Annotated in this window: 22 protein-coding genes; 7 read left to right on the forward strand and 15 right to left on the reverse strand. The window is 36.8% G+C overall.

Annotated features, from left to right (window positions below):
- Nucleotides 1-17: 17 nt before the first annotated feature.
- The 10 genes from Q4493_RS01815 to Q4493_RS01860 all read right to left on the reverse strand — a co-directional run bounded on the left by Q4493_RS01815 (nt 18) and on the right by Q4493_RS01860 (nt 8,871).
- Nucleotides 18-902, reverse strand: a complete 885-nt coding sequence (locus tag Q4493_RS01815; RefSeq protein ID WP_303448951.1) for a D-hexose-6-phosphate mutarotase — start codon at nt 900-902, stop codon at nt 18-20.
- 29 nt (nt 903-931) lie between these two features.
- The gene (locus tag Q4493_RS01820; protein WP_303448953.1) at nt 932-1,054 is read right to left on the reverse strand and encodes a hypothetical protein; all 123 of its coding nucleotides are present in this window, start codon (nt 1,052-1,054) and stop codon (nt 932-934) included.
- Nucleotides 1,055-1,217: 163 nt separating this feature from the next.
- The gene (locus tag Q4493_RS01825) at nt 1,218-2,462 is read right to left on the reverse strand and encodes an amidohydrolase family protein (protein WP_303448955.1); all 1,245 of its coding nucleotides are present in this window, start codon (nt 2,460-2,462) and stop codon (nt 1,218-1,220) included.
- Between the two features lie 17 nt (nt 2,463-2,479).
- Nucleotides 2,480-3,862: an amidohydrolase gene (locus Q4493_RS01830; protein WP_303448957.1), complete on the reverse strand. Its 1,383-nt coding sequence runs from the start codon at nt 3,860-3,862 to the stop codon at nt 2,480-2,482.
- Between the two features lie 177 nt (nt 3,863-4,039).
- On the reverse strand, nt 4,040-4,651 hold the full coding sequence (msrQ, locus tag Q4493_RS01835; RefSeq protein ID WP_303448959.1) for a protein-methionine-sulfoxide reductase heme-binding subunit MsrQ: 612 nt from the start codon (nt 4,649-4,651) through the stop codon (nt 4,040-4,042).
- The gene (msrP, locus tag Q4493_RS01840; RefSeq protein WP_303448961.1) at nt 4,651-5,655 is read right to left on the reverse strand and encodes a protein-methionine-sulfoxide reductase catalytic subunit MsrP; all 1,005 of its coding nucleotides are present in this window, start codon (nt 5,653-5,655) and stop codon (nt 4,651-4,653) included. Before msrP ends, msrQ begins: the two co-directional genes overlap by 1 nt.
- Before the next feature lie 106 nt (nt 5,656-5,761).
- Complete coding sequence (locus Q4493_RS01845) at nt 5,762-6,124, reverse strand: glutaredoxin (protein ID WP_303448962.1); 363 nt, start codon at nt 6,122-6,124, stop codon at nt 5,762-5,764.
- Nucleotides 6,125-6,272: 148 nt separating this feature from the next.
- The gene (locus tag Q4493_RS01850; protein ID WP_303448964.1) at nt 6,273-6,824 is read right to left on the reverse strand and encodes a DUF2058 domain-containing protein; all 552 of its coding nucleotides are present in this window, start codon (nt 6,822-6,824) and stop codon (nt 6,273-6,275) included.
- Between the two features lie 92 nt (nt 6,825-6,916).
- Nucleotides 6,917-7,522, reverse strand: coding sequence for a nucleotidyltransferase family protein (locus tag Q4493_RS01855; protein WP_303448965.1), 606 nt, complete (start codon nt 7,520-7,522; stop codon nt 6,917-6,919).
- Between the two features lie 83 nt (nt 7,523-7,605).
- Nucleotides 7,606-8,871, reverse strand: a complete 1,266-nt coding sequence (locus Q4493_RS01860) for an aminotransferase class V-fold PLP-dependent enzyme (RefSeq protein ID WP_303448967.1) — start codon at nt 8,869-8,871, stop codon at nt 7,606-7,608.
- 306 nt (nt 8,872-9,177) lie between these two features.
- On the opposite strand from Q4493_RS01860, the gene Q4493_RS01865 reads away from it, so the two are divergent.
- The 3 genes from Q4493_RS01865 to pheA all read left to right on the forward strand — a co-directional run bounded on the left by Q4493_RS01865 (nt 9,178) and on the right by pheA (nt 13,459).
- Complete coding sequence (locus Q4493_RS01865) at nt 9,178-11,592, forward strand: penicillin acylase family protein (RefSeq protein ID WP_303448969.1); 2,415 nt, start codon at nt 9,178-9,180, stop codon at nt 11,590-11,592.
- Nucleotides 11,593-11,608: 16 nt separating this feature from the next.
- The gene (locus tag Q4493_RS01870) at nt 11,609-11,992 is read left to right on the forward strand and encodes an MAPEG family protein (RefSeq protein WP_303448971.1); all 384 of its coding nucleotides are present in this window, start codon (nt 11,609-11,611) and stop codon (nt 11,990-11,992) included.
- 288 nt (nt 11,993-12,280) lie between these two features.
- A complete protein-coding gene (gene pheA / locus Q4493_RS01875) occupies nt 12,281-13,459 on the forward strand; it encodes a prephenate dehydratase (RefSeq protein WP_303448973.1) in 1,179 nt (392 codons plus the stop codon).
- A gap of 64 nt (nt 13,460-13,523) precedes the next feature.
- Here pheA and Q4493_RS01880 read toward each other — a convergent pair whose 3' ends face one another.
- Nucleotides 13,524-13,925 (reverse strand): hypothetical protein, encoded by a 402-nt coding sequence (locus Q4493_RS01880; protein ID WP_303448975.1) that lies wholly within the window; start codon nt 13,923-13,925, stop codon nt 13,524-13,526.
- A gap of 528 nt (nt 13,926-14,453) precedes the next feature.
- Between Q4493_RS01880 and Q4493_RS01885 the strand changes: the two genes are divergently transcribed.
- Genes Q4493_RS01885 through Q4493_RS01895 form a run of 3 tightly spaced genes read left to right on the forward strand, consistent with a single transcriptional unit; the run spans nt 14,454 to nt 16,054 of the window.
- The gene (locus Q4493_RS01885; protein ID WP_303448977.1) at nt 14,454-15,203 is read left to right on the forward strand and encodes a hypothetical protein; all 750 of its coding nucleotides are present in this window, start codon (nt 14,454-14,456) and stop codon (nt 15,201-15,203) included.
- A 44-nt stretch (nt 15,204-15,247) separates the two neighbouring features.
- Nucleotides 15,248-15,847 (forward strand): hypothetical protein, encoded by a 600-nt coding sequence (locus tag Q4493_RS01890; RefSeq protein ID WP_303448979.1) that lies wholly within the window; start codon nt 15,248-15,250, stop codon nt 15,845-15,847.
- A gap of 33 nt (nt 15,848-15,880) precedes the next feature.
- Nucleotides 15,881-16,054: a DUF3012 domain-containing protein gene (locus Q4493_RS01895; protein ID WP_303448980.1), complete on the forward strand. Its 174-nt coding sequence runs from the start codon at nt 15,881-15,883 to the stop codon at nt 16,052-16,054.
- A 51-nt stretch (nt 16,055-16,105) separates the two neighbouring features.
- On the opposite strand, the gene Q4493_RS01900 is transcribed toward Q4493_RS01895, so the two are convergent.
- The 4 genes from Q4493_RS01900 to acs all read right to left on the reverse strand — a co-directional run bounded on the left by Q4493_RS01900 (nt 16,106) and on the right by acs (nt 21,219).
- Nucleotides 16,106-16,582, reverse strand: coding sequence for a thioredoxin family protein (locus tag Q4493_RS01900; protein ID WP_303448981.1), 477 nt, complete (start codon nt 16,580-16,582; stop codon nt 16,106-16,108).
- Between the two features lie 38 nt (nt 16,583-16,620).
- Nucleotides 16,621-17,748, reverse strand: a complete 1,128-nt coding sequence (gene tyrA / locus Q4493_RS01905; RefSeq protein WP_303448982.1) for a bifunctional chorismate mutase/prephenate dehydrogenase — start codon at nt 17,746-17,748, stop codon at nt 16,621-16,623.
- A gap of 44 nt (nt 17,749-17,792) precedes the next feature.
- Nucleotides 17,793-18,887 carry a 3-deoxy-7-phosphoheptulonate synthase gene (locus Q4493_RS01910; RefSeq protein WP_303448984.1) on the reverse strand — a complete coding sequence of 365 codons (1,095 nt, stop codon included), beginning with the start codon at nt 18,885-18,887 and terminating at the stop codon, nt 17,793-17,795.
- A 388-nt stretch (nt 18,888-19,275) separates the two neighbouring features.
- Entirely contained in the window at nt 19,276-21,219 is a 1,944-nt protein-coding gene (gene acs / locus Q4493_RS01915) for an acetate--CoA ligase (protein ID WP_303448986.1), read from the reverse strand.
- A gap of 436 nt (nt 21,220-21,655) precedes the next feature.
- On the opposite strand from acs, the gene Q4493_RS01920 reads away from it, so the two are divergent.
- Nucleotides 21,656-23,275 carry a methyl-accepting chemotaxis protein gene (locus Q4493_RS01920; protein WP_303448988.1) on the forward strand — a complete coding sequence of 540 codons (1,620 nt, stop codon included), beginning with the start codon at nt 21,656-21,658 and terminating at the stop codon, nt 23,273-23,275.
- Nucleotides 23,276-23,297: the final 22 nt, after the last annotated feature.

Consider the following 23,297-nt stretch of genomic DNA (forward strand, 5'->3'; position numbering starts at 1 on the left):
CATAGTCAAAAAGCTGTTCAGAGTTTTTCCACCGATATAGCTTGTGAAAGTTCAACATGATCGCCCGCACCAATAGATTGCCATTGAGTATTTGCAGCTTCTAAACAGACAAATTCATTTTCGCCTTCAGGATGAATATCTTGCATTGTATCGGCTATTTGCTTTCCAGGATTCCATAATACCCACTGATGGCAATGTTTCGACTCAATATTGATTTTTCTCTGTAAGCCTGAATCAATCAGTGTTTGCTGCTCAGAGCAATAATAGATGCGATCAATTGGCCCAACACAATTGGCTAAATGATCTGTTTGTTGTTTTTTATTGGTTATTTTATCATCAAAGCATACAAGTTTAAGATTAGGTACTTGCACATTGCTGGGATGACTGACGTGAAAATAACTATGTAAGGCTGATGAAAATTCAACCCTTTCTTGTGACAAATTACTGATAGTTAACTTTTGACTAAAAGTCGAAGAAAAAATTAACGTTTGTATGACGTTAAATTTAGCAGGCCATAATTGGTGGGCTTGTTCCCCGATAAACTCCAATGTTAACGTCACATCATTTTCGGAAATATCATGACTGACAAGTCGCCAATGATTATTTCGAGCAAAGCCATGGTTGCCACCATTATTACCATTTTCATCGATATTAGGACCAAACCAAGGCCAACAAAGCGGAATGCCACCCCGTATCGCTTTCCCTTCTTTAAACTCACTGGTGTTACTTAGCCAGAAAACTTCTGCATGCCCTGCTGGTTGCCAAGATAAAACCTGCCCACCATATAAGCTTAATGACGCGGTAAATAACCGGTGTTTAATATCGAGAATTGATATATTGTCATTTAATGATCGTTGAGAAATAGTCGCAAAAGCAGTTGAAGACAATATTGAATCAGACATGAGGTCATCTCTCGATTGTTAAAAAAGCATTATGTTAACCAAACACCTTTTGGTAATAAAGCATAAAAGTATTCAACCATCACTAAACTTATTTTATTACCAAAGTCGACTAAGCTTACCCATAAATGACATTTGTTTTCAGTGTCTATCATCTTTTAGCCTATAAAATTAACTACCGTTAAAGACTACTCAACACCATTGATAATCAACAAAATAAACAGTGAAAAAGTTTACAAACAAAGAAAACCTAGAAGCGAAAAAGCCAAAGGATGAACCTTTGGCTTTTTAACAACATAAATAGTAAGTAGTTACTTACTATTTAGTATAAGCTCTTGGCATCGAACTATCTGTAGTATAACGATCACGTAAAGCATCATGACGGCTTTGAGTATTATGCTCGACTCCATCAATCCACATTTTCTCAACGCGGCTACTTAATTCAAATGGATCTGCGCTCCACAGCACTAAATCAGCTTTTTTACCAACAGCAATTCTACCAGCATCATAGTTAAACGCGTCGGCAACATTAGCGGTAACCGCCGCTAACGCTTGCTCTTTCGAGACACCATTGGCTATAGCAACGCCTGCATCATATCGTAATTGATATAAATTATGCGTATCACCATTAACTTTAAATGCCACGGTAACCCCTGCATCCATTAACACGGTGGCGCTTTTTAATGACTGATGCAAGGCATCAAAACTGGGTAAGTTATCAATTGTCGCAATAATTACTGGTACTTTCGCTTCGGCAATTTGTGCAGCAACACTCACCGCATCGCCCGCATCTGCAATCACTAAATCAAGGTCAAAATCTTGTTTTAATTTCAATAACGCTAATATATCCGTAGCTCGGTCAGCTTTCGCAACCAATGGTTTTTCACCCGCTAATATTGCATTGATAATTTTCTCATCACGTTTGGGCTCTTTTGCGTCTTTTTTCTTGTCTTCTTTAGCGGCTGATTCAGCTTTTGCTAATGCTGTTTTTGCATCTTCAAGTTTATGTCGAAGATCTTGCAACGCTAAGGCACGAGAGCCTTTACTCTTTGAACCAATATTAAGTAAAACCGCGGTATTAGTTTCAACAATGCTATCGTATTCACCTGAAAGATCCGCGATAAAAGCTTGTCCTTTAAACATACTTTCGCCACCACTAGGGGTTACAATATTGCTGGTAATCCCCCCTTTACGACTGTATGCGATGGCAGCTGATTTAGGGTTAAAAGCCGTGCTTGCATCAAAAGTAATATCTGCTTTTTTATCGCTAGCATCACGTGTGCGCGAAACCGCCGATACTTCCACTAAACCCAAAGAATTCATTGAGCCAATTAAGCCAGGCGTTAATATTTTACCCATGGCATCAATCGTTGAGTCAGCTTCCACCGTTTTAGGATTAATCGCAGTAATTACGCCATTGTCCATAACAACCGTGGCATTAGTTAATGTGCCTTGCTCGGTAACCGTATGAACAGTTGCATTAGTAATAGCAATACTTTCTGCATATACCGATGATGCTGAAGCAAGTGCTAAAGCGATAAGTGAAGATTTAAATAGTTTCATAATTTTTACCCCTTTCCTTACTTCTGACCTAACATGAAATCGCTTTTCGCTTGATATTTTTCATCAAAACGATCGTAAACTTTGGCGCCATCGACAAACACTTGTTCTGCCTGAGCATAAACACTGAATGGGTTTTGATTCCACAAGACAACATCCGCATTTTTACCTTTTTCTAAGCTACCTGTTTTATCCGCAATACCTAAAGATTTCGCAGAATTTAACGTTATCCAAGTAATTGCGTGCTCTGGTTTAATATCAAAACCATTTTCATTAGCGCGGTACATTACCTTACCTGCTTCTTGGTTTAAACGTTGGATAGTTGTACCTGAGTCAGAATGAACAATCGCACAAGAATTAGCTTTTGCATCAACAATGGCAACATTCTCTTGCACCATATCGTAAGCTTCCATTTTAAAGCCCCACCAATCTGGCCACATTGCCGCACAATTGCCATTCTCGGCTAATAAATCAGCAATTTTATAAGCTTCAATGGCATGGTGGAAAGTGCCTGAGTGATAATTAAATTCTTTTCCTAAATCAATCATCATCGCCATTTCTTCTGCTTTATAACAATGGTTATGAATTAATATATCGCCGTCTAACACACCTTTTAAGGTATCTAACTCTATATCACGTGTTGGTGCTTCTGGGTTTTTACCTGCGGCATAATCGGCTTCATATTTATCCCAAGCACGTTTATATTCTGTTGCTTCACTCCATGCCATACGATAACCGGCCATATTACCCATTCGAGTTGCCGGAGACACTTTACGACTACCATAAACACGTTTTGGGTTTTCACCACATGCCATTTTCAAACCATAAGGCGCTTCAGGAAATTTCATGCCTTGCATGGTATGACTGGGCACATTACGAAGCGTTACCCCACGGCCACCAAATAAATTAGCAGAGCCGGGTAAAATTTGTAGGGTAGTAATACCGCCTGCACGTGCGGCTTGAAAACCAGGGTCTTGAGGCCACACACTATGCTCTGCCCATACTTCAGAAGTATTAGGTTGAGTAGCTTCATTGCCATCTGAATGCGATTCTGCCGAAGGACTAGGATAAACACCTAAATGCGAATGCACGTCTATAACACCAGGGGTAACCCATTTTCCGCTACCATCTACCTCAATTGCATTGTCAGCAGATAAACCGTTGCCTACTTGCTCAATTTTACCATTACTCATTAATACATCAGCATTATCAATGCGTTCACCCGCCCCCGTTAAAACGGTAGCATTTTTTATCAAAACAGTTTTACTTGGAATTGCTTGATAGGTACTCGGGTAAGGGTTTTTATTGAAGACAACTTTTTCATCTTGTTTTTCTGACTGCATACACGCACTTAATGACACTGAAATAGCCGCCACCAAGAGTGATGGTATAAACTTTTGCATATGAGGTTCCTAGTAATATGATGTTATTACTCATGTAAGAATGAGTTTTTAAATTATTTCACCAGATTACATTATTACGATTGAAACATTTCGACAAGTTTATTCATCATTAAAGCACTTTCGCTGCGACGAGTGGTAAGTTGGTAACGATGAATAACCAAAATAATCGATGCTAGATTAGCTTCTGTGAAACCAACGACGTATTTTCCTTCTTCTGAAATAAAGCAAAAATACACACATGGCGATATAAATACTGGGCTCAATAACGTCGGATTTTACTGACCAATAAAAATGAAGCGCAACAAAACATAGCGCAACATAAACCCCGTTATGTAAAGTTTGCCAGTTTCGTCCCATCTTCTTTTTCATCATTGAAAACGAAGTTATCGTTAACAAAAATAAAATCACTACCGCAAGCATGCCGACGGAAATGTATGGTCGCTCAATGATTTCATTGATAAATAAGCCCCAATCAAATTGCACTTCAAAGGCTAAAAAACTCAATAGGTGACACAAGGCATATGTAAAACTGTACAAACCGATAAGTCTTCTGACTTTTAGCAGATGAGACCATTTAAATTGTTGGGCTAACGGCGACACTAACAAGCTTAACAGTAATAAATTAAATGCCCCGATACCGGTAAAATGTAATACAGCTTCAACAGGATCTGCACCTAATTGATCGTTGGCCGCCTCGATATAAAGTGTTACCAGTAAAAACAAGCTAATAAAATGAATCGTTAATTTCAACGCAAAAACGAGATGAGCATTATTGACTTTGGCCGCCATTAATAATGCTTCCTTAAATCCATATTTTTATATAAGTGGGCAACTTGTTCACCGTAGCCATTAAATGGCAAAGTTTCAATTCGATTTCGAGCGAATAAACCTCCAGAGGTAATTCGACGTTCACTCGCTTGGCTCCAACGAGGGTGATCCACTTGTGGATTAACATTGGCATAAAAGCCGTATTCACGAGGCGCTAAAATATTCCATGTTGTTGGCGGAATTCTTTCAACAAGCTTAATTGAAACGATCGATTTTATGCTTTTAAATCCGTACTTCCATGGCACCACCAAACGAATTGGCGCACCATTTTGTGCTGGTAATGTTTTGCCATAAAGCCCAACGCTCAATAAAGTTAAAGGATTCATCGCTTCATCAAGACGTAACCCTTCAACATATGGATAATCTATCCCGCCACCTATTCTGCGACTTGACTGTCCGGGCATTTGTTTTGGGTCATATAAGGTTTCAAAAGCAACATATTTAGCTTTACTGTTAGGTTGGGCTTTTTTGATGAGATCAGCTAATGGAAAGCCAATCCATGGGATCACCATAGACCACGCTTCGACACATCTTAATCGATAAATTCGCTCTTCTAAGGGAAAGCTTTTATATAAGTCCTCATAATCTAAGGTAATAGGGTTATCTACTTGCCCTGAAATGGATAATTGCCAAGGATTTACTTTAAATTGTTGAGCATTTTCAACAGGATCGTTTTTAGCAGTACCAAATTCATAAAAATTATTATGACTAATAACTTTCGCTTCTGGGGTAAGAGCTTCATCTGTAGTGATAGTTGGTGAAGCAGTTAACGCTTGTCTAGCAAAAGGTGTAGTGGCTGTTTTAGTAAACCAATCGGCTTGCGTATGTGTTGATAACAGTGCAGTAGCACCAACAAAGCCCATTTTTTTAAGCGCTTGTCTGCGGTTAACATAAACGGTTTCGTCGGTAACTTGATTCTCAGTTAACTGCCATGGTGATGACTTGCGGGTAATATTTTTGATCATAATTGCTACTTACCGGTAATTAAAACATTAAGGCGTTTTAAAGCTAGACCATTAAAGTAGCAAAATAATTCGATTGTTTGTTTTTTATTGCCGATTTAACTACAAGTTAACGTACAAACTGTTGAAGGTATTGGTTAATTTCTGAAGATTCATATAACCAACTCACTGATTGATCTTCTTCAACAATGCGTAAACAAGGCACTGTTTTTTTACCGCCTTGTGCGATCAATTCTGCGCGATAATTTTCATTTTGATTAATGTTTCTTAGTTCGATATTTAAGCCACCACGCTTTATTGCACGGCGCACTTTTACACAAAACGGGCACGCCGGTAATTGATATAAGCTTAAGTGCTTAGTACTTTCATCAATTTCCGTTTGCAGTTGAGCCGCTCTTTTAGGTTTTGATGGTGAAAAAATAAAATCAAAAAATAAAATAATTCGGCCAAGTACCCAACGAATAATAAACATAACAACATCCTATCAATGATAAGTCGGTAAAAATTATAAAGATGCAGCGACCGACTAAAACAGCATAAAATTTAAGCGCGCGAGTTTAACAAAACAATGGTTGAGTTACTATAAAAAGTACGGCGATTAACTTAGTGCTTTAACGGGATTACCACATTAGATCATCCGGAATTTGATAATCTGCATACGGATCATCTTCTTCAATCTCTTCCGATTGTACTTTCTCATTCTTCAATAAAATGACTGATGCATCTAACTCGGCTAATTTTTCAGCGGTTTCACTGGTAACAATGTAAGTAATATCATCTTGACCGCATAACGCTAATCGCCCATTAACTAAGGCTCGATGTGTCACTTCATCAAGATATAATTTTTTAATTTTGTTGTCGAACGTATAATTATATTCGCTTTCACCCGTACAATTTTTTAACTGGTGATGTTGCAAAATTTGCAGAATTCTCAGTTGTTGTTCTTTTTTCTCAAGTTGCTGTTTCTTTTCTTCATTGAGCGCTTGATCTTTCGCTTGTTTTTCTTGTTGCGCTTTAACTAAATCTTGCTTTATTTTTTCTTGTAACGATGTTTCTACTTCAACGCCACTACGCTTTTGTTTATTTTTTTTTCGTTTGTCACTGTTAGCTTGTCGTGCTTTTTGTTTGGTAGTAAGTCCAGCTTTCAGTAATTGCTCTTGCAGAGATGCCATATCGACCCCATCAACGCTTGCTAAAATTTAATGGCGGTTATTTTATCAAGTAAATTTAGATTTAGTAGCATCTATCGCAGTTTATTCAGTTTTTATCGACTCACTTCGCTGTTTTTTAATAATTGCAATTGCTCAGGTATATCTAAATCAACAAAAGCTTCAGGCATTAGTTCTGTCATTAATTGATGATGAAAATGTTTGATCACTGACTTAGCACCGCTGCCACTTGCTAACTGGCTTAGGTGTGAAAAGCAATAAGCAGGAAAAATAACGGGTGGAGTAGTGAGCATTTTGTCATTGTTCAGTTGTGCTGCACTAATAATATGTTCAGGATTTTTGTGCCATAGATTTTTAATACGAAGATAATGTGTCACCTCTAATTGCCATTGATCCACTAACATTAACATCACAGCATCTGTATCGTCGTCTATTGCAGCAACACCTTTTGCAATAGATGAAGCAAGTCCTGTTTGCCACTGGTTATTAATCACAACCTTGATACTCGCATCTTCAATCTGATTCTTCATCTTCTGTGCTTGAAAACCTAGCACACAACTGACATTTTCCGAGATTTGTTTCGCTATTTTACATTGACGGGCCAATAAACTTTCGCCATGAAACGTGACTAATTGTTTTGCTTGACCTAATCGTGAAGAATTTCCTGCGGCAAGAATGATAATTTCAAGTTTTGCTGACATTTAAAATTTTTACTCACAAAGGCATTAATCAGGTAAGTAACGATAGTAACGATCAACGGTTTATCTGCAAAGCACTAATTCACTTATACTAAGTGTTCCATTGACATCATCTGCTCACAATGAATTAAACTCGCGATCAATTGGTCAATATCAGCATACCCATTATAGATGCCTAGTGAAACTCTCAGTGTTTCATCTAAAGCTAAGGCATTATGTAACGGTTGAGCGGCATGTTTACCACAACTTAAAGCGATATTTTCACTACTTAATAAACTTGCTACATCTTGGCAATGTAAGTTTTGACATTGAAAACTCACCAAGGTTGGCATTTTTTCACGCCTTAAAGTTATTTTTTTATCGACGATGGGGCGATAAAAAGATAACTCACTAAGTGACTTGTGCATATACATCGCGAGATCATCCAAATATAAATTGATATCTTTGATTGATAAATCATAAAGATAATCGATGGCTTCTATTAAACCAACAATACTTGCCATATTTACCGTGCTTGATTCAAACACAGTGGGACCCTTTAGAAACTCACACTGCTTATAATCAACATGTTTAACCATGCCAGCCCCCCATTGATATGGGATCATTTGGTTCAACACCTCAGGCTTAGCATATAAAACACCACACCCGGTAGGCCCATAAATTTTGTGGGCGGAAAACACATAAAAATCACAGTCTATTTTTTTAACATTGGTTTGAGATCGAAGTACCGCTTGCGCACCATCAATTAACGTTGGAATACCTTTACTTTTAGCTAATTGACAAATTTTTTCTACGGAATTCATTTTTCCAATAACATTTGAACAATGGCTAAAGGCTAAAATACAAGTATTATCATCAAGCAATAAGCTAAGCCTGGCGACATCAATTAAGCCATCAATGGCTAAAGGAGCGATTCTTAATTCTACTTGATACATTTGCACTAATCGTTGCCAAGCAAGAATGTTTGAATGATGTTCTGCCGCTGAAATAACAATATTACAATGTTGACCTTTTTTTATAGCCGCTATGATTAATGGTTCTACAAAGCTATAGGCGATTAAATTAATTCCGTCTGTTGTCCCTGTGTTAAAAATAATACTTTGCCGTTGTTCAGCGCCGATAAAAGTAGCAACTTTTTCACGCGCTTGTTCCAATGTATCTATTTCTGATGAACTAACTTGGTATTGTTCTTGGTGACAATTAGCATGTGAATAACACTGGTAATGAAACATTGCTTCGGCAACATGCTTAGGAGTTAAACAAGTGGCCGCTGTATCTAAATAACATAAATAAGGTTGGGCTTGTGGTACAAAAATAGGAAAGTCTTTCTTCCATGGACTTATATTTGACATAATAAAACAGTTACTAGCGAGAGATTCTCGTTAAAATATCAAGCTAAAAATGTTGTAACAATCGAACAAGTGTAACGGTTAATGACAGATTAAACAGTTAGTAACATTTTAAAGATTCTATCATTCAAAAAGTTATAGTTAGTATCTTTATGTTTATTTAACAGTCATCACAAAACATTATAAAACAATAAGTTATTTAATTTTCATAATGAACCATCAGATCTCTTTGTAAGTTTGTTAACCCTAGATTTTTAAGGTACTCTCTCAATTCTTTCGTAATAATTATTGTCTCAAGGCAACAGCTCGATGAAAAAAGTGAAAAAGATTCTGCTCAGTGGTTTTTTAGTTTTATTATTGATTTTATCAACTTTTGCCACTTGGATTTACAGTCAAGTTGATAGCGCTTTGCCCGTGCTGTCAGGGAAAACGACTATCATGGGACTTTCTGCCAATGCAATAATAGATAGAGATATTCAAGGCATACCGACAATCAAAACAGACAGTCGGGCTGACCTAGCCGTTGCAACGGGGTTTATACACGCACAAGAGCGCTTTTTTCAAATGGATTTACTGAGAAGAAATGCCGCAGGAGAGCTTGCAAGCCTCTTTGGAGCAATGGCAGTAAATTACGATAAATCAATTCGATTACACCGTTTTAGAGATCGTGCAGTTACTATTCTTAACCAACTTCCGAAAGAACAATTGGCCTTAGTCAATGCTTATACAATTGGCGTAAATGAAGGATTAAGAGCACTCAAAGCCAAACCCTTTGAATATTTATTGTTACAACAAGAGCCGGTTGCCTGGCGCGAAGAAGACAGCATTCTTACCATACTAAGTATGTATCTAGATTTACAATATAAAGATGGTGCGAGAGAAAGAACTTTAGGGTTAATTCAAGCAAATTTTTCCCCTGCCATTTATGCCTTTTTAAACCCTAAAGGCAGTATTTGGGATGCGGCCATTGACAACACTCAATACTCACCGGCTCCACTACCAAAGATATCATGGCAAACACAGCAAAACACTTCTGCTCAACATATGCAAACTAACCCTACCTATGTCGCAAAAACAGATTATTCTAGCGAAGATTTTCCAGGTTCAAACAATTGGGCGGTTGCAGGTGAAATTAGCAGCACAGGCAGTGCTATTGTCGCAAATGATATGCACCTTGGTATTCGCGTACCTAACACCTGGTTTCGCGCTTCATTTGAATATCAAGATAAAAATGAACAAGCGATAAAAGTTACAGGTTTAACCCTACCGGGCACTCCGCTAATGGTTACTGGCTCAAACGGCAATATAGCGTGGGGATTTACTAATAGTTATGGCGATTGGAATGATGTCATTATTTTAGAAACCAATGACGATAACAGCCAATATCTAACACCTGAAGGATATAAAAACTTCACTTATCACAAGCAAATGATAGCGATAAAAGGTGAACCGTCGGCCGAAATAACGATAAAAGAAACGATTTGGGGCCCGGTAATTGGTCAGAATGAAAAACAACAGTTGCTCGCGTTGCGTTGGGTCGCACATGATATTCAAGCCGTTAATTTCTATGCTCAACAACTCGAAAAGGCTAAAAATATTAACGAAGCTTTTAATATTGCCAATCAATTAGGCATCCCGGCACAAAACATGATGGTTGGCGATAAAGCCGGTGATATTAGCTGGACAATTGCTGGTCCTATTCCAAAAAAATCAGCCGATTTTGGTGAAGTGCCAACCTCTTGGGCAGATGGAAAAAATCACTGGCAAGGATATTTACCAAAGTCGCAATACCCTAATGTCAAACAACCACAACAACATCGTTTATGGACAGCCAATTCTCGAGTTGTAGGTGGTAAAATGTTAGCTAAGATTGGCAATGGCGGCTACGCGCTAGGTGCTAGATCACAGCAAATTAGAGATAATTTATTCGCAAAAGAAATTTTTGATGAAAAAGCCTTATTATCTATTGCACTTGATAACAAAGCTAAATTTTTAGAACGCTGGCAGCAATTTATACTCAATAATGTGCTGAACCAACAACCTATTCAGCAAACAACAAACGAACACTTAACGCATTGGCAAGAGATAAAAGCGGTTTTATCTGAAGAAGATTTAAGAGCATCAACCGACTCAGTTGCATATCGTTTTGTTAGAAACTTTAGAATTAACTTACGAGACGAAGTGTTTGAAGCGCTTAATCAGCAATTAACTCAGTTAGATAAACACTATCAATTTCATACTATTCGTCATCAAATTGAAACGCCTTTATGGCAATTAATACATGCACAGCCAAAGCATTTCTTAAATGATAAACATAAAACTTGGTCAGAGTATTTTAACGCTGCCCTAGAAAAAACCTATCATGATATGACTATCAATCAACCACTTTCAGCAGCAACATGGGGCCAACAAAATACCACAGATATTCGCCACCCAATAACCAATGGTGTACCACTGTTATCTTCATGGTTAAATATGCCTGCCACTGCACTACCGGGCGACAGTTACATGCCATTAGTGCAAGGCAAAGCATTTGGCGCTTCAGAAAGGATGGTAGTATCACCAGGCCATGAAGAATCAGGAATATTACATATGCCAACCAGTCAAGCAGGACATCCTTTAAGTCCTTATTATCGTTTAGGGCATAAAGATTGGGAGCAAGGTAAACCTTCCCCGTTTTTACCAGGCAAAACAAAATATACCTTAACGTTATTAAGCTATTAACCTAAAAGAGAAATTTATGACGACATTAATCATTTGTTTATTTATCGCATTATTATTACCTTTTATAGCCAAACTGCCCGTGGCCATTGCCATGCAAAAACTCAATGGCTATGACAACAAACACCCTCGCAGTCAACAAGACAAACTGACGGGTTTCGGTGCTAGAGCACTTGCAGCACACCAAAACGCTTTTGAATCTGTGATCATTTTTGCGCCTGCAATTTTACTGGCTATTATCACTAATCACACTGGAGAATTTATTCAGCAACTCGCTATTACGCATGTTGTCGCGCGGGTTATTTATAATGCCTTATATTTATACAATAAAGGTACGTTAAGATCAGTTGTATGGGCAATCGGGATTTTTTGTTCATTTACCATTATTTGGCAATGTCTCTAGTGGTCAGTTATAGCAATAAAGATACAAAATACATAAAAATGGTATAAACAATTGCTTGAAAGATCATCTTGAGCTAGATAGAGTTAAACAATGAAAAACACTAACCATTCGTTTATATTTCTCTTTTTATTTCTACTGCTTAAGTAGGGAGTGTTAGTGTCGTTTATTCCACGATAAAAACCTCCATTAGGAGGTTTTTTTTTGAGCAAACGTTAAGATTTTCGTCATGCAAATGCAGACGAATATTAAAACTGAAAACAGCAAAATATCATTTATAGTAGGTGTCACGTGAACGAAGAATTAGATTTAAACAAAATACGCGAAAAGATCACAAAACTTGACCAACAGCTATTAGCATTATTTGCCGAACGCCGCTCGTTGACATTAAATGTTGCGAAAAGTAAAGCACATCAAGTTCGCCCAGTTAGAGACCAACAACGTGAACAAGAATTGCTAATCCGTCTTATCAATCAAGGTAAAGAATACGGTTTAGATGCGCATTATGTGACTAGCGTGTTTCAAATGATCATCGAAGACTCGGTATTAAATCAACAAGCTTATTTACAAACCTTAGCAAATCCAAACATTGAATTACCAACCGTAAGTGTCGCTTTTCTTGGCGATAAAGGTTCTTATAGTTATTTAGCCAGTCATCGTTATTTTTCTCGAAGAGCTGAAAAAATTATAGAATGTGGCTGCCAAAGTTTTGCTGATATTATGCAACAAGTAGAATCAGGGCATGTTGATTACGGTATGTTACCGATTGAAAATACGAGCTCTGGCAGTATCAATGAAGTGTATGATGTTTTACAGCACACTAATTTATCAATCGTTGGCGAAATCACTCAACCAATAGAGCACTGTTTGTTAACCGCGGTTAATACCACACTTAGTCAAATTAAAACCATTTATGCTCATGGCCAGCCCTTAGCACAATGTAGTAACTTTCTTGATAAACAACACAACATTCGTATTGAATATTGTGAAAGTACTGCAGAAGCCATGGCACAAGCAGCAGAATTACAAGATGAAACAGTTGCCGTTATAGGTAGCGAAGAAGGCGGTCATTTATACAAATTAACCGCTTTACAAAAATCGATCGCTAATCAAAGTGAGAATCACAGCCGCTTTATTCTTGTTGCACGAAAACCTATTGATGTTGCCGAACAAATTCCAGCTAAAACAGCGATTATTTTGGCAACGGGTCAAAAACCAGGTGCTTTAGTTGAATGTTTATTGGTACTAAAAAATAATGGTATTAATATGTGCAAGTTAGAATCAAGACCGATTCAAGGTCGTCCATGGGAAGAAATGTTTTATATTGATCTTGAAGCGAATATCAAGAATATGGCCTTACAAGAAGCAATTAACGAAATGACGCCATTAACGAATTTTATTAAAGTACTTGGTTGTTATCCTGTAGAACATATTAGCCCAACGAATGTTCCAAGTGATAAACTGTCATAGTTCGTTCTTAACATATCGAACATTAGTAACAGACTTTGAATGCTCACTGTCTGTTACTTCTCTATTATTTTACCTTTAACTTTCGCTTAGTTAATCTAAAGATTATCGCGGTAATCGTCATCACTAATAATGCAGGAATAACAGCAAAAAGCATTGAACTTAATAGTTCAAATGCTGAAAGTGTCGTTATAACAATAAAACAGATAGATGGCAGAATTAGCCAAAAAGGATGTTCACTGGCACAAAGATTAAAGCCTTTTCCCATAATAATAACGATTAACGCCGTCATCATCACTGCGCTAACAGCAGTCACTAAGCCAGAATAATAATCGAGAATAAAAAATGGATGCGGATGTAATACCTCAGGTACTGGAGCTGTATTGCCAAAACTGACTAACCAAACAAATGAAAATGCTATTAAACTACCAAAATTAAACGACCAGAGCTTTTTATTAATTTTCAACAAAACTCATTCCCCTATTTATTATATTTATGTTTATTATTGTTATTTTTTATCACTCCTTTTTTATATCTCAAGTTTACTTTTTAAGCAAGTCGAATACAAAACAAGCTAAAGCCGTATAATTTTTATGTTAATAGAAGTTTTAGTGAATAAAAAACATACAAGAATATAATTATGCAGATTTCAACTTATTGTAAAATTTACTTTAATATTATAAAGCAGTGATATTGAGTCAATAATCATAAAAAGTTAGGCAAAGCGATCAAAAGAAGAGATTTAATTTTAGTAATTCATAGGGTTATTAATACTTTATTAGCATGACACCTAATTGCTGTATCACATTCACTTTAGCAACAGTAAACCTTACCTTGATTGTCTCAGTGACTAGCTTTTATTCAAACAATTCTAAAAATGTTAAATTCAATAGTCGCTAGTAAGTTTATTATTTTTTTCCTTAGTTTCATGTTATTAATATATAATTATTTACATCACAACTTTCTTCTCATTTATCAATTTTATAGGAAATAAAATATGAAATTATTAGCATCAATTGCCGTCGTCATTTTACTCGCATGTGGCGGAGCATTATGGTTTTTAGCAGGAGGTTCACTGAATGAATTTATAAAACAGCAAATTGAAACTGTTGGTAAACAAGTCACAGAACAAAAAGTTACCGTTAAAAATGTCGATATTCAATTAACGAAAGGTGCCGGCAGTATTTTAGGCGTCAGTTTAGAAAATGGAACTGGGTACAACTACCCTCACGCGTTTACTTTAGGTGAAGTAACGCTAGATATTAATGTGGAAAGTTTAACTGATGAGCCGATCATCATTGATGCGATAATCATCAAAGATCCTAAAGCATTTGTAGAGTTTACGGCTTCTGGTCAATCAAATATCAAAGATCTCCTAGATAATATTCAAAAAAATATGCCTAACGCAGAACAAAAAAATATCGATTCAGATGCCCCATCAACAAAACCTGAACCTAAGCTAAGTGTCAGTAAAGTCGTTTTAGCTGGCACTGCGTTAACCGTCGACTTATCAGCCCTTGGTAACAAAGAACATAGCGCCACACTTCCTGATATTATCCTTAACAATATTGGAGGAAAAGATGGGTTACCAGCGAGTGAATTAGGCACGGTTATTGTTAAAGAAGCACTTTCTGCTATTTGGAAGGAAACAAAAAACACGCAAAAAGCTCAGTTAAAAAAACAAGCTACCGATAAGTTGAAAGATAAAGCAAAGAAAAAACTTTCAGAATTATTCAATAAATCCTAAGCTTATTGATGCAAAACACATTCAAAGTAAAAAGGAATAAATCAATGATTTATCAGCGGCTTTTAAAGAAAGTTTTGGCGCTTTATTTAACTATCTTCTCATTTACAGCCATGGCTACAGAATTTGAGGTATCTACATTTTTAGGGCAAATGTATAGTTCAGATTTAATCGGTGCTTCAACAGAGAATGCTTTATCTGTTGATGCTGGAGGTAACTTTGGCATTGCCGTGGCTTGGCAAGACTCCCCTAATGGTCAAGGCCAAATAATGTTAAATGTGGTTAGTCATGACTTCAAAAGCGATGTAACTGAGCAAAACTACGCTTTAGATATTATGTACGCACACTTTAATGGGATAGCCCAATTCCGTCAGCAAAGTTATGTAACAACGGTATCCTTAGGTTTAGGCGGTGCATATTTTGATAGTAATGTTAACGAAGAGCTTTATCCTTCTGCAACCGTCGCTTTTGGAACGAGATACGAATTCTCAGATCGTGTTGCAATCATTACTGAATTGAGAGGCTACGCCACCTTAGTTGACGATGATGACAATATGTTTTGTGAAAACGAAATTTGTCATGCTCAATTTGAAGACTCTTTATGGATGGAATCAAATATTTCGATCGGATTAGCGATCAAATTTTAATAATATTCTTATTAACTAAAATAGAGAAAAATAATGAAAAAACTATTAATATCGATTTTCAGCTTAACGCTAATTACCGCTTGTGCTCCTGAAGTAGGTAGCAAAGATTGGTGTGCACAATTAAAAGAAAAACCAAAAGGTGACTGGACTGCGACCGAAGCTAAAGATTATACAAAACACTGTTTATTCAAAAGCGACGATGAATAAGCCACTCGCTTAATAATCAATAAGTTGTAGAGATAACTTTTATCTCTACAATCACTTACTTAATGTTATCAATGCATTCATATCAGTAATCAAACTATTTCTCGGTCGCTCAATAATTCTGCCTAGTTCTTTGTTATTTTTATATAAAATAATAGTTGGGGTAAATTCTATTGCTTTTTGTGCAGCTAAACCACTTGGTTCTGTTTTCTGATAATCAAGCGCGATTAATTTATAAGCTAGCTTTTGATTGTAACTTAGTATTTTCAGTAATTTAGGCACTTCTCGCTGACTGTCATGACACCAAGTACCAAAAAACACGTCAACATGAACATTGTCTGGCCATTGTTCAATTACCGCTATTTCTTGGGCTGAAAAGCTCGATTGTTCATAAGGAGTTTGGAAACTTTGATAATGAGTTAATAATGCTTCGCCATTAATTTCACCGACAAATAAAGCACGCTTTTCAGAGGTATGTGCACAGCCCAGTAAAAATACGAATGAAGCCGCTAACATGATGATTATTTTCATTTTATGAATCTTGTCCAATATTCAGAGAATAGATTAATTTATTTTTTTAATTCGTTAGCTTTTAATAACATAGCTTTACTTTCTTGTAAAAAAATATCCGCATAATCACCAAACCATTGTGATACGTCATTGAAAATATTAACAAATGATATTTTATCGTCAGATTCTACTTTCTCTAATAATTCAAGAAAACGATGCGCAAATCTTTTCATCATGGCAATGTTTTCACGATTTGAAAAAATTATATCTGAATATAAAACTGGATCTTGAGCAAATAAACGGCCAACCATCAGTAATTCTAACCGATAAATAGGTGAACTCATCTCAACTAATTGAGAAATGTCTGCTCCCTCGGCCATTAAATGATAACCGTAAGCAATGGTTGAAAAGTGTCTCATTACCTGCACCATGCCCATTGCCTGGTCATGCGATTTGGCATCCGTAGAATAGATTTTAGCCCCCCACACTTGGAACTGTTCAAGTAACCATTGATATTGCTCTGGTGATCTACCTTCACAAGCGATAATTGTCTGCTTAATTAATCCAGCAACATCAGGTCCAAACATAGGATGTAAACCAACCACAGGTCCGGTATGAGCATTCAACATTTCAGTTAAGGGTTGCTCTTTAATACTCGTCACATCCGCTAAAATGCAATCATGAGGTAGGTTATTAAGTTGTTGAATGATTGTATTGGTTAAACGAATAGGGACAGCAACAATAACAACACTACTATCCTGTAAAATTACTTCACTATTTAACCAATCTTCTTCCTCAATAGTCACGACTTGATAATTTGAACGGTTAAATAAATCAACAAATACTTGCCCTAATTGGCCTTTCCCACCTACGACAACCACTTTTTTGCATTTAGGATTAACACATCGATAGCCACTTGCATCTTGGCTAACGTAAGAATCCCTCATCAAGCGGCGTAGCACATCTTCAATTAATTCAGGAGCAAGCCCCGCGTTCAAAGCCTGTTCGCGACGTAGCTTTATTAATTGTTCCTCGCGATCAGGCGCATAAATAGGCATGCCTACTTGGCTTTTTAACTCACCTACCTTTGTAGTAACTGCCCGACGTTTTGCTAACAGTTCAACAAGTTGACCATCAATGATGTCAATCTCGTCGCGTAACTCTGTTAGTTGAGATCCAATGTCCATTTTATTCATCTATTCAGTCTTACTATTTATCTACTAAAACATTACTAAGCAATTCTATTTTTTAATGCTTCTCGAAGTATAGATTCACCTTCAGCAAAAAGCTGCTCAGTAGTAGGAAAATCTATGCAAGCATCCGTTACTGAAACACCATATTTTAATTGGTCTTGTGGTAAATCGGCACTTTGATTACCCGAATGTATATGGCTTTCAAGCATAATGCCAATAATTGATTTATTGCCCTGCGTGATTTGATTAAATACATCCTTTGCAACTATTGGTTGACGTTGATAGTCTTTATTCGAATTACCGTGTGAACAATCAATCACAATGCCTAACTCTAAGTTTTGTTTGGCAAGGTCTTGTTCACAAATCGCGACATTCTCAGCATTATAATTTGGTTTTTTACCACCACGTAAAATTACATGGCCATCAGGGTTACCTGATGTTTTGATCAAAGCAACCTGCCCTTGACGATTAATACCCATAAAACGATGTGAAGAAGCCGCTGATTGTAAGGCGTTAATTGCAACATCTAAACTTCCATTCGTCCCGTTTTTAAAGCCAATAGGCATTGATAAACCAGAGGCCATTTCACGATGAGTTTGAGACTCAGTAGTTCTTGCCCCAATAGCAGACCAACTAAATAACTCAGCCAAATATTGAGGACTAATAGGATCAAGAGCTTCCGTGGCAAGTGGTAAGCCAAGCTCAGTCAAGTAAAGTAATAATTCTCTCGCCTTGCGCAAACCAGCTTCAACATCAAATGAACCATCCATATGAGGGTCATTGATCATACCTTTCCAACCTACTGTTGTACGAGGTTTTTCAAAATAAACACGCATCACCACATAAAAGTTATCTTGGTATTGCTCTTGTAACGTTTTAAGTTTTCTCGCGTATTCTTTGGCCGATTCAACATCATGCACAGAGCAAGGACCACTGATCACTAATAATCGATGATCTTTTTTATGGATAATATTAGAAATATCTTCTCGTGCTTGTTTAACAAATTCACGACCTGCGTCAGATAACGGCAATTCAGCACGTAAAGCTTCAGGCGTAATTAATACTTCTTCGGCATTAATATGAATATCATTTAATGTACTCTTATGAGTATTAGGCGTTGTGATTTTAGACATAATTTTTCCAATTGTTACAGCGAAGGATTTATAAATATAGAGTAAAAAAGTACTGAAGCTTACGCTTAGCAAAAGAAAGGCAGGTAATAACAATATCGGGATTGATGATTAAACATTTTCTATTTTTTAACTTTTGTAAACTTTACTTTACTGGATTTGTAATGAATATCTTACACATGATATTTGGCTAAGGCAAAGTTTTTTTTAAGTTAGTTAATAATTATTTTGCTCGGCCAAAACTTACTTAATAAACAACAAATTTAATGGTGAAAATTTCAAACACGTTACTCGACAATTGCGGCGTGTAATAAATCTATCAATCTGTCTTAATTTTGAGATATAAAAAAAGCGCTTCAAAGCGCTTTTTACAATCAAGAATTCATATCAACTAACTATGTACAATTCGATTAGCAATAAGGTTATCGACAACCGCTGGATCTGCTAATGTCGATGTATCGCCTAAAGTATCAATATCGTTTTCCGCTATTTTACGCAAAATACGACGCATTATTTTACCTGAACGAGTTTTAGGTAAACCTGGCGCATATTGAATGTAATCAGGTTTCGCGAAACGCCCCAACTCTTTTGCCACAAATTCAGTCAATTCTTTTAATAACTCGTCTGACTCAGATGCATTGCCCATTAAAGTAACGTATGCATAAACCCCTTGCCCTTTAATTTCGTGTGGATAACCAACAACTGCCGCCTCTGCAACCGCAGGATGAAGTACTAATGCACTTTCAATTTCTGCTGTTCCTAAACGGTGACCTGACACGTTTAATACATCATCAACACGACCGGTGATCCAATAAAAACCATCTTCATCACGTTTTGCACCATCGCCTGTAAAATAATTACCCGGATATTGGCTTAAATATGTTTGATAAAAACGATCATGATCGCCATAAACACTACGTAATTGTCCCGGCCAACTGCCAGTCATCACTAACAAGCCTTGATTTTCACCTTCTAAGGTATTGCCATCTTTATCAAATAAAGCAGGTTGTACACCAAAGAAAGGCTTACCAGCAGCACCTGGCTTCATATCTACGGCACCAGGTAATGAAGTAATTAAAATTCCACCCGTTTCTGTTTGCCACCAAGTATCAACAATTGGACAATTAGATTTACCGACAACTTCATAATACCAATGCCAAGCTTCAGGATTAATTGGTTCACCTACAGTTCCAAGTATGCGTAAACTAGATAAATCAGATTGATTCACTAACTCATCGCCCACACTCATTAAGGCACGAATTGCGGTAGGTGCAGTATAAAATACGTTTACTTTATGTTTTTCACAGACTTGCCAAAAACGGCCTGCATCAGGGTACGTTGGCACCCCTTCAAAAACTAAGGTTGTTGCACCATTCGCTAATGGGCCATAAAAAATATAAGAATGGCCGGTGATCCAACCCGCATCTGCTGTACACCAATAAATTTCGCCATCTTTATAATCAAAGACATATTTATGGGTCATTGCAGCATAAAGTGAGTAACCACCACAAGTATGCAAAACACCTTTTGGTGTCCCTGTTGAACCGGATGTATAAAGGATAAATAATGGATCTTCAGCATCCATCACTTCAGGCTCACAAACCGCCGATTGGTTAGCCACTGCTGTTTGGTAATTAACATCTATTTTGTCATTCCACGCAACATCACCACCAGTGCGCTCCACGACAATAACGGTATTGACGTTTGGACATTCAGCAACAGCTTCATCAACGTTAGTTTTCAATGGGATAACACGACCGCCACGTAAGCTTTCATCAGAAGTGATCACAACTTTGCAATCGGCATCAATGATTCGTGAACGAATCGCTTCAGTAGAAAAACCACCAAATACAACGGAATGAACAGCGCCAATTCGTGCACACGCTAACATGGCGTAGCCAACTTCTGGGATCATTGGCATATAAATACAAACACGATCACCTTTTTTAACGCCTCGCTCTTTTAATAAATTAGCAAAACGACAAACATGATCATGTAATTCTTGATAAGTAATTTTTTGATCGTCGCTTGGGTCATCACCTTCCCAAATAATTGCGGTATCATTTGCTTTTGTTGCTAGGTGGCGGTCAATGCAGTTATAGCTAACATTTAGCTTGCCACCCGAAAACCAGTTAATATCTGCAGTTTTTAAATCGACTTTTGAGACACTATCCCAAGGTTGATACCAATCAAGAAACTTTTCAGCCTGTTCAGCCCAAAAAACATCCGGTTGCTCAATAGATTGTGCATACATTTCATCATAAGTAGCAGTATCAATGTGAGTATGAGCTTTGGCTTGCTCTAAAATCGGATAACGGCTTTTCAATTCTTGCATGTTAAGTCCTTCAATTCTTATTTGTAAGATCTGTAAATTGCTATTTATTTGCTAAACCCAATGAATACTAAAAGGTCGAGCAATTAAAGCTTAAAGTTATTTTTTATATGGCTATTATCATATAGCAACTAAATTCGTTCGCCTACTCAACTAAAGTCGAATAAAAACAAATTATTTTTCTAATTTGACAAACATTAGCACTTTAACAAATCAATGACAACGCTGTCATATGAGTATTTAGTAAATCTTAATTTATCTTAATTTATCTTAATGATACCTTTCGAATTTTTTAAACGTGCTAGTAAGCACATTTTTTATATGAAAAGAATTAATATTGCTAATACTTTGAAAAATATTCACTATTTTTTTTACAAAAATAAACTTTTTGTCCTACATTTGATAATAGACGTTCACGCATGGGATTAAAAAGACATATATGAATATTCTCAATCAATTATCGATATCTAAAAAAATCTACGTGATACCTACTATTGGCACAATCAGTTTTATTTTTTATTTAATTTTATCGACAATTACAGCTAACAATAACGTTCAGTTACTTTCAGAAGCGAGAGATGTACAGTTTCCCGTTGTTCAATATTCAAAAGAAGTTTCTGTCTCCATTGTACGAATCTCGGAAATGCTTAATAGTGCGGTTACAACGGGTGAAGAAGAAGCTATTGATGATGCAAATGCGCTTGCGGCTCAAATTTCGTCATTAATTAATAATATCGGTAAAAGTCACGTTAAATTTTCTTCTGATAAAAAACAAATACAACAACAATTCGATGATTACTACACTCAAGCAAAAGCTCTTTCGCTGGGGATGATTAATGAAACTATAGACTTTTCAAAACTTCCTGAGATGGGGAAGGCTATGAATCAATCATACGAAAAAGTAACTAGCACTGTTGAAAATTTTAATAAAAGAAATGTGACAGCTTTTGAAAATAGCATAAAAGAGGCTAACAATTCCGCAGAAAGCTTAGTAACTACTGGGTTTATTATGGGGTTTATCACCATTGCATTATTATTTGGTACCGCTATTCCGATTGTTTCAGGCATTAAATCTTCATTATCAAATGTCATTGCTTCATTAAGTGACTTAGCCGATGGTGAAGGGGATTTAACCGTAAGGCTTGAAAGTAAAACGAAAGATGAAGTGGGTGAACTTGTACGTTGTTTCAACCGATTTATCGAAAAATTACAAAACACAATTAAGCAAGTGGTAGACATAGCTTTACCATTATCAGATATGGCATCTACTGTTAGCGCTACGGCAGAAGAGACCAATAATATAACAATGGAGCAACAAAAAGGTACTCAAAATACTAAAGATGCTGTTGAAAGCCTAAATATTAGTGTTCGCAGTGTTGCTGACAATGCCGCACAAGCGGCAGTAGCGGCAACTCAAACTTCGCAAGTTTCAACGCAAGGCGCCGAAGTAGTTTCAACAACAGTCAATACTATTCACCAGCTTGCCCAAACTGTTGAAAGATCGTCAGAAGTTATTGACCAACTTGACAGTGATGCTAACCAAGTGGGAGCCGTTTTAGATGTTATTCGTGCCATTGCAGATCAAACGAACCTGTTAGCATTAAATGCTGCAATAGAAGCCGCCAGAGCCGGTGAGCAAGGTCGTGGATTCGCCGTTGTTGCTGATGAAGTAAGAACGTTAGCTTCGCGTACACAAGAGTCAACAATAGAAATTCAAACCACAATAGAAAAACTGCAAGCTGCAGCTAAAGAAGCTGTAGACGCTATGAGTAGTGGAAAAGAATTAGCTGACAATAGTGTTGAGCAAGTGAGTGAAGCCGGTAAGTCTTTAGATGAAATTACAACATCTGTTGCACAAATTAATGCGATGACAGAAGACATTGCTAATTCAACGGAAGCACAGTCTGAATCTGCCGCCCAAATTGTTTCTCATGTTGACGAGATAAGCAACAGTACTGAGCAAACACACACAGCTTCAGAAGAATTAGCTGAAGTCAGTGGAAAATTAGCCCTATTAGCAAATGATTTAGGCATTATTGCTAAAGGCTTTAAAGTTTAGCTTTATTTACAATAATAATATT

It is taken from the genome of Colwellia sp. 1_MG-2023, from assembly GCF_030546755.1.
Lineage (GTDB): Bacteria > Pseudomonadota > Gammaproteobacteria > Enterobacterales > Alteromonadaceae > Thalassotalea_H.

Bases quoted from the DNA above. Each gene is read 5' to 3' on its own strand.
- Q4493_RS01815 (WP_303448951.1), bottom strand. From the start codon at position 902: ATGTCTGATTCAATATTGTCTTCAACTGCTTTTGCGACTATTTCTCAA.
- Q4493_RS01820 (WP_303448953.1), bottom strand. From the start codon at position 1,054: ATGATAGACACTGAAAACAAATGTCATTTATGGGTAAGCTTAGTCGAC.
- Q4493_RS01825 (WP_303448955.1), bottom strand. From the start codon at position 2,462: ATGAAACTATTTAAATCTTCACTTATCGCTTTAGCACTTGCTTCAGCA.
- Q4493_RS01830 (WP_303448957.1), bottom strand. From the start codon at position 3,862: ATGCAAAAGTTTATACCATCACTCTTGGTGGCGGCTATTTCAGTGTCA.
- msrQ (WP_303448959.1), bottom strand. From the start codon at position 4,651: ATGGCGGCCAAAGTCAATAATGCTCATCTCGTTTTTGCGTTGAAATTA.
- msrP (WP_303448961.1), bottom strand. From the start codon at position 5,655: ATGATCAAAAATATTACCCGCAAGTCATCACCATGGCAGTTAACTGAG.
- Q4493_RS01845 (WP_303448962.1), bottom strand. From the start codon at position 6,124: ATGTTTATTATTCGTTGGGTACTTGGCCGAATTATTTTATTTTTTGAT.
- Q4493_RS01850 (WP_303448964.1), bottom strand. From the start codon at position 6,824: ATGGCATCTCTGCAAGAGCAATTACTGAAAGCTGGACTTACTACCAAA.
- Q4493_RS01855 (WP_303448965.1), bottom strand. From the start codon at position 7,522: ATGTCAGCAAAACTTGAAATTATCATTCTTGCCGCAGGAAATTCTTCA.
- Q4493_RS01860 (WP_303448967.1), bottom strand. From the start codon at position 8,871: ATGTCAAATATAAGTCCATGGAAGAAAGACTTTCCTATTTTTGTACCA.
- Q4493_RS01865 (WP_303448969.1), top strand. From the start codon at position 9,178: ATGAAAAAAGTGAAAAAGATTCTGCTCAGTGGTTTTTTAGTTTTATTA.
- Q4493_RS01870 (WP_303448971.1), top strand. From the start codon at position 11,609: ATGACGACATTAATCATTTGTTTATTTATCGCATTATTATTACCTTTT.
- Q4493_RS01885 (WP_303448977.1), top strand. From the start codon at position 14,454: ATGAAATTATTAGCATCAATTGCCGTCGTCATTTTACTCGCATGTGGC.
- Q4493_RS01890 (WP_303448979.1), top strand. From the start codon at position 15,248: ATGATTTATCAGCGGCTTTTAAAGAAAGTTTTGGCGCTTTATTTAACT.
- Q4493_RS01895 (WP_303448980.1), top strand. From the start codon at position 15,881: ATGAAAAAACTATTAATATCGATTTTCAGCTTAACGCTAATTACCGCT.
- Q4493_RS01900 (WP_303448981.1), bottom strand. From the start codon at position 16,582: ATGAAAATAATCATCATGTTAGCGGCTTCATTCGTATTTTTACTGGGC.
- tyrA (WP_303448982.1), bottom strand. From the start codon at position 17,748: ATGGACATTGGATCTCAACTAACAGAGTTACGCGACGAGATTGACATC.
- Q4493_RS01910 (WP_303448984.1), bottom strand. From the start codon at position 18,887: ATGTCTAAAATCACAACGCCTAATACTCATAAGAGTACATTAAATGAT.
- acs (WP_303448986.1), bottom strand. From the start codon at position 21,219: ATGCAAGAATTGAAAAGCCGTTATCCGATTTTAGAGCAAGCCAAAGCT.
- Q4493_RS01920 (WP_303448988.1), top strand. From the start codon at position 21,656: ATGAATATTCTCAATCAATTATCGATATCTAAAAAAATCTACGTGATA.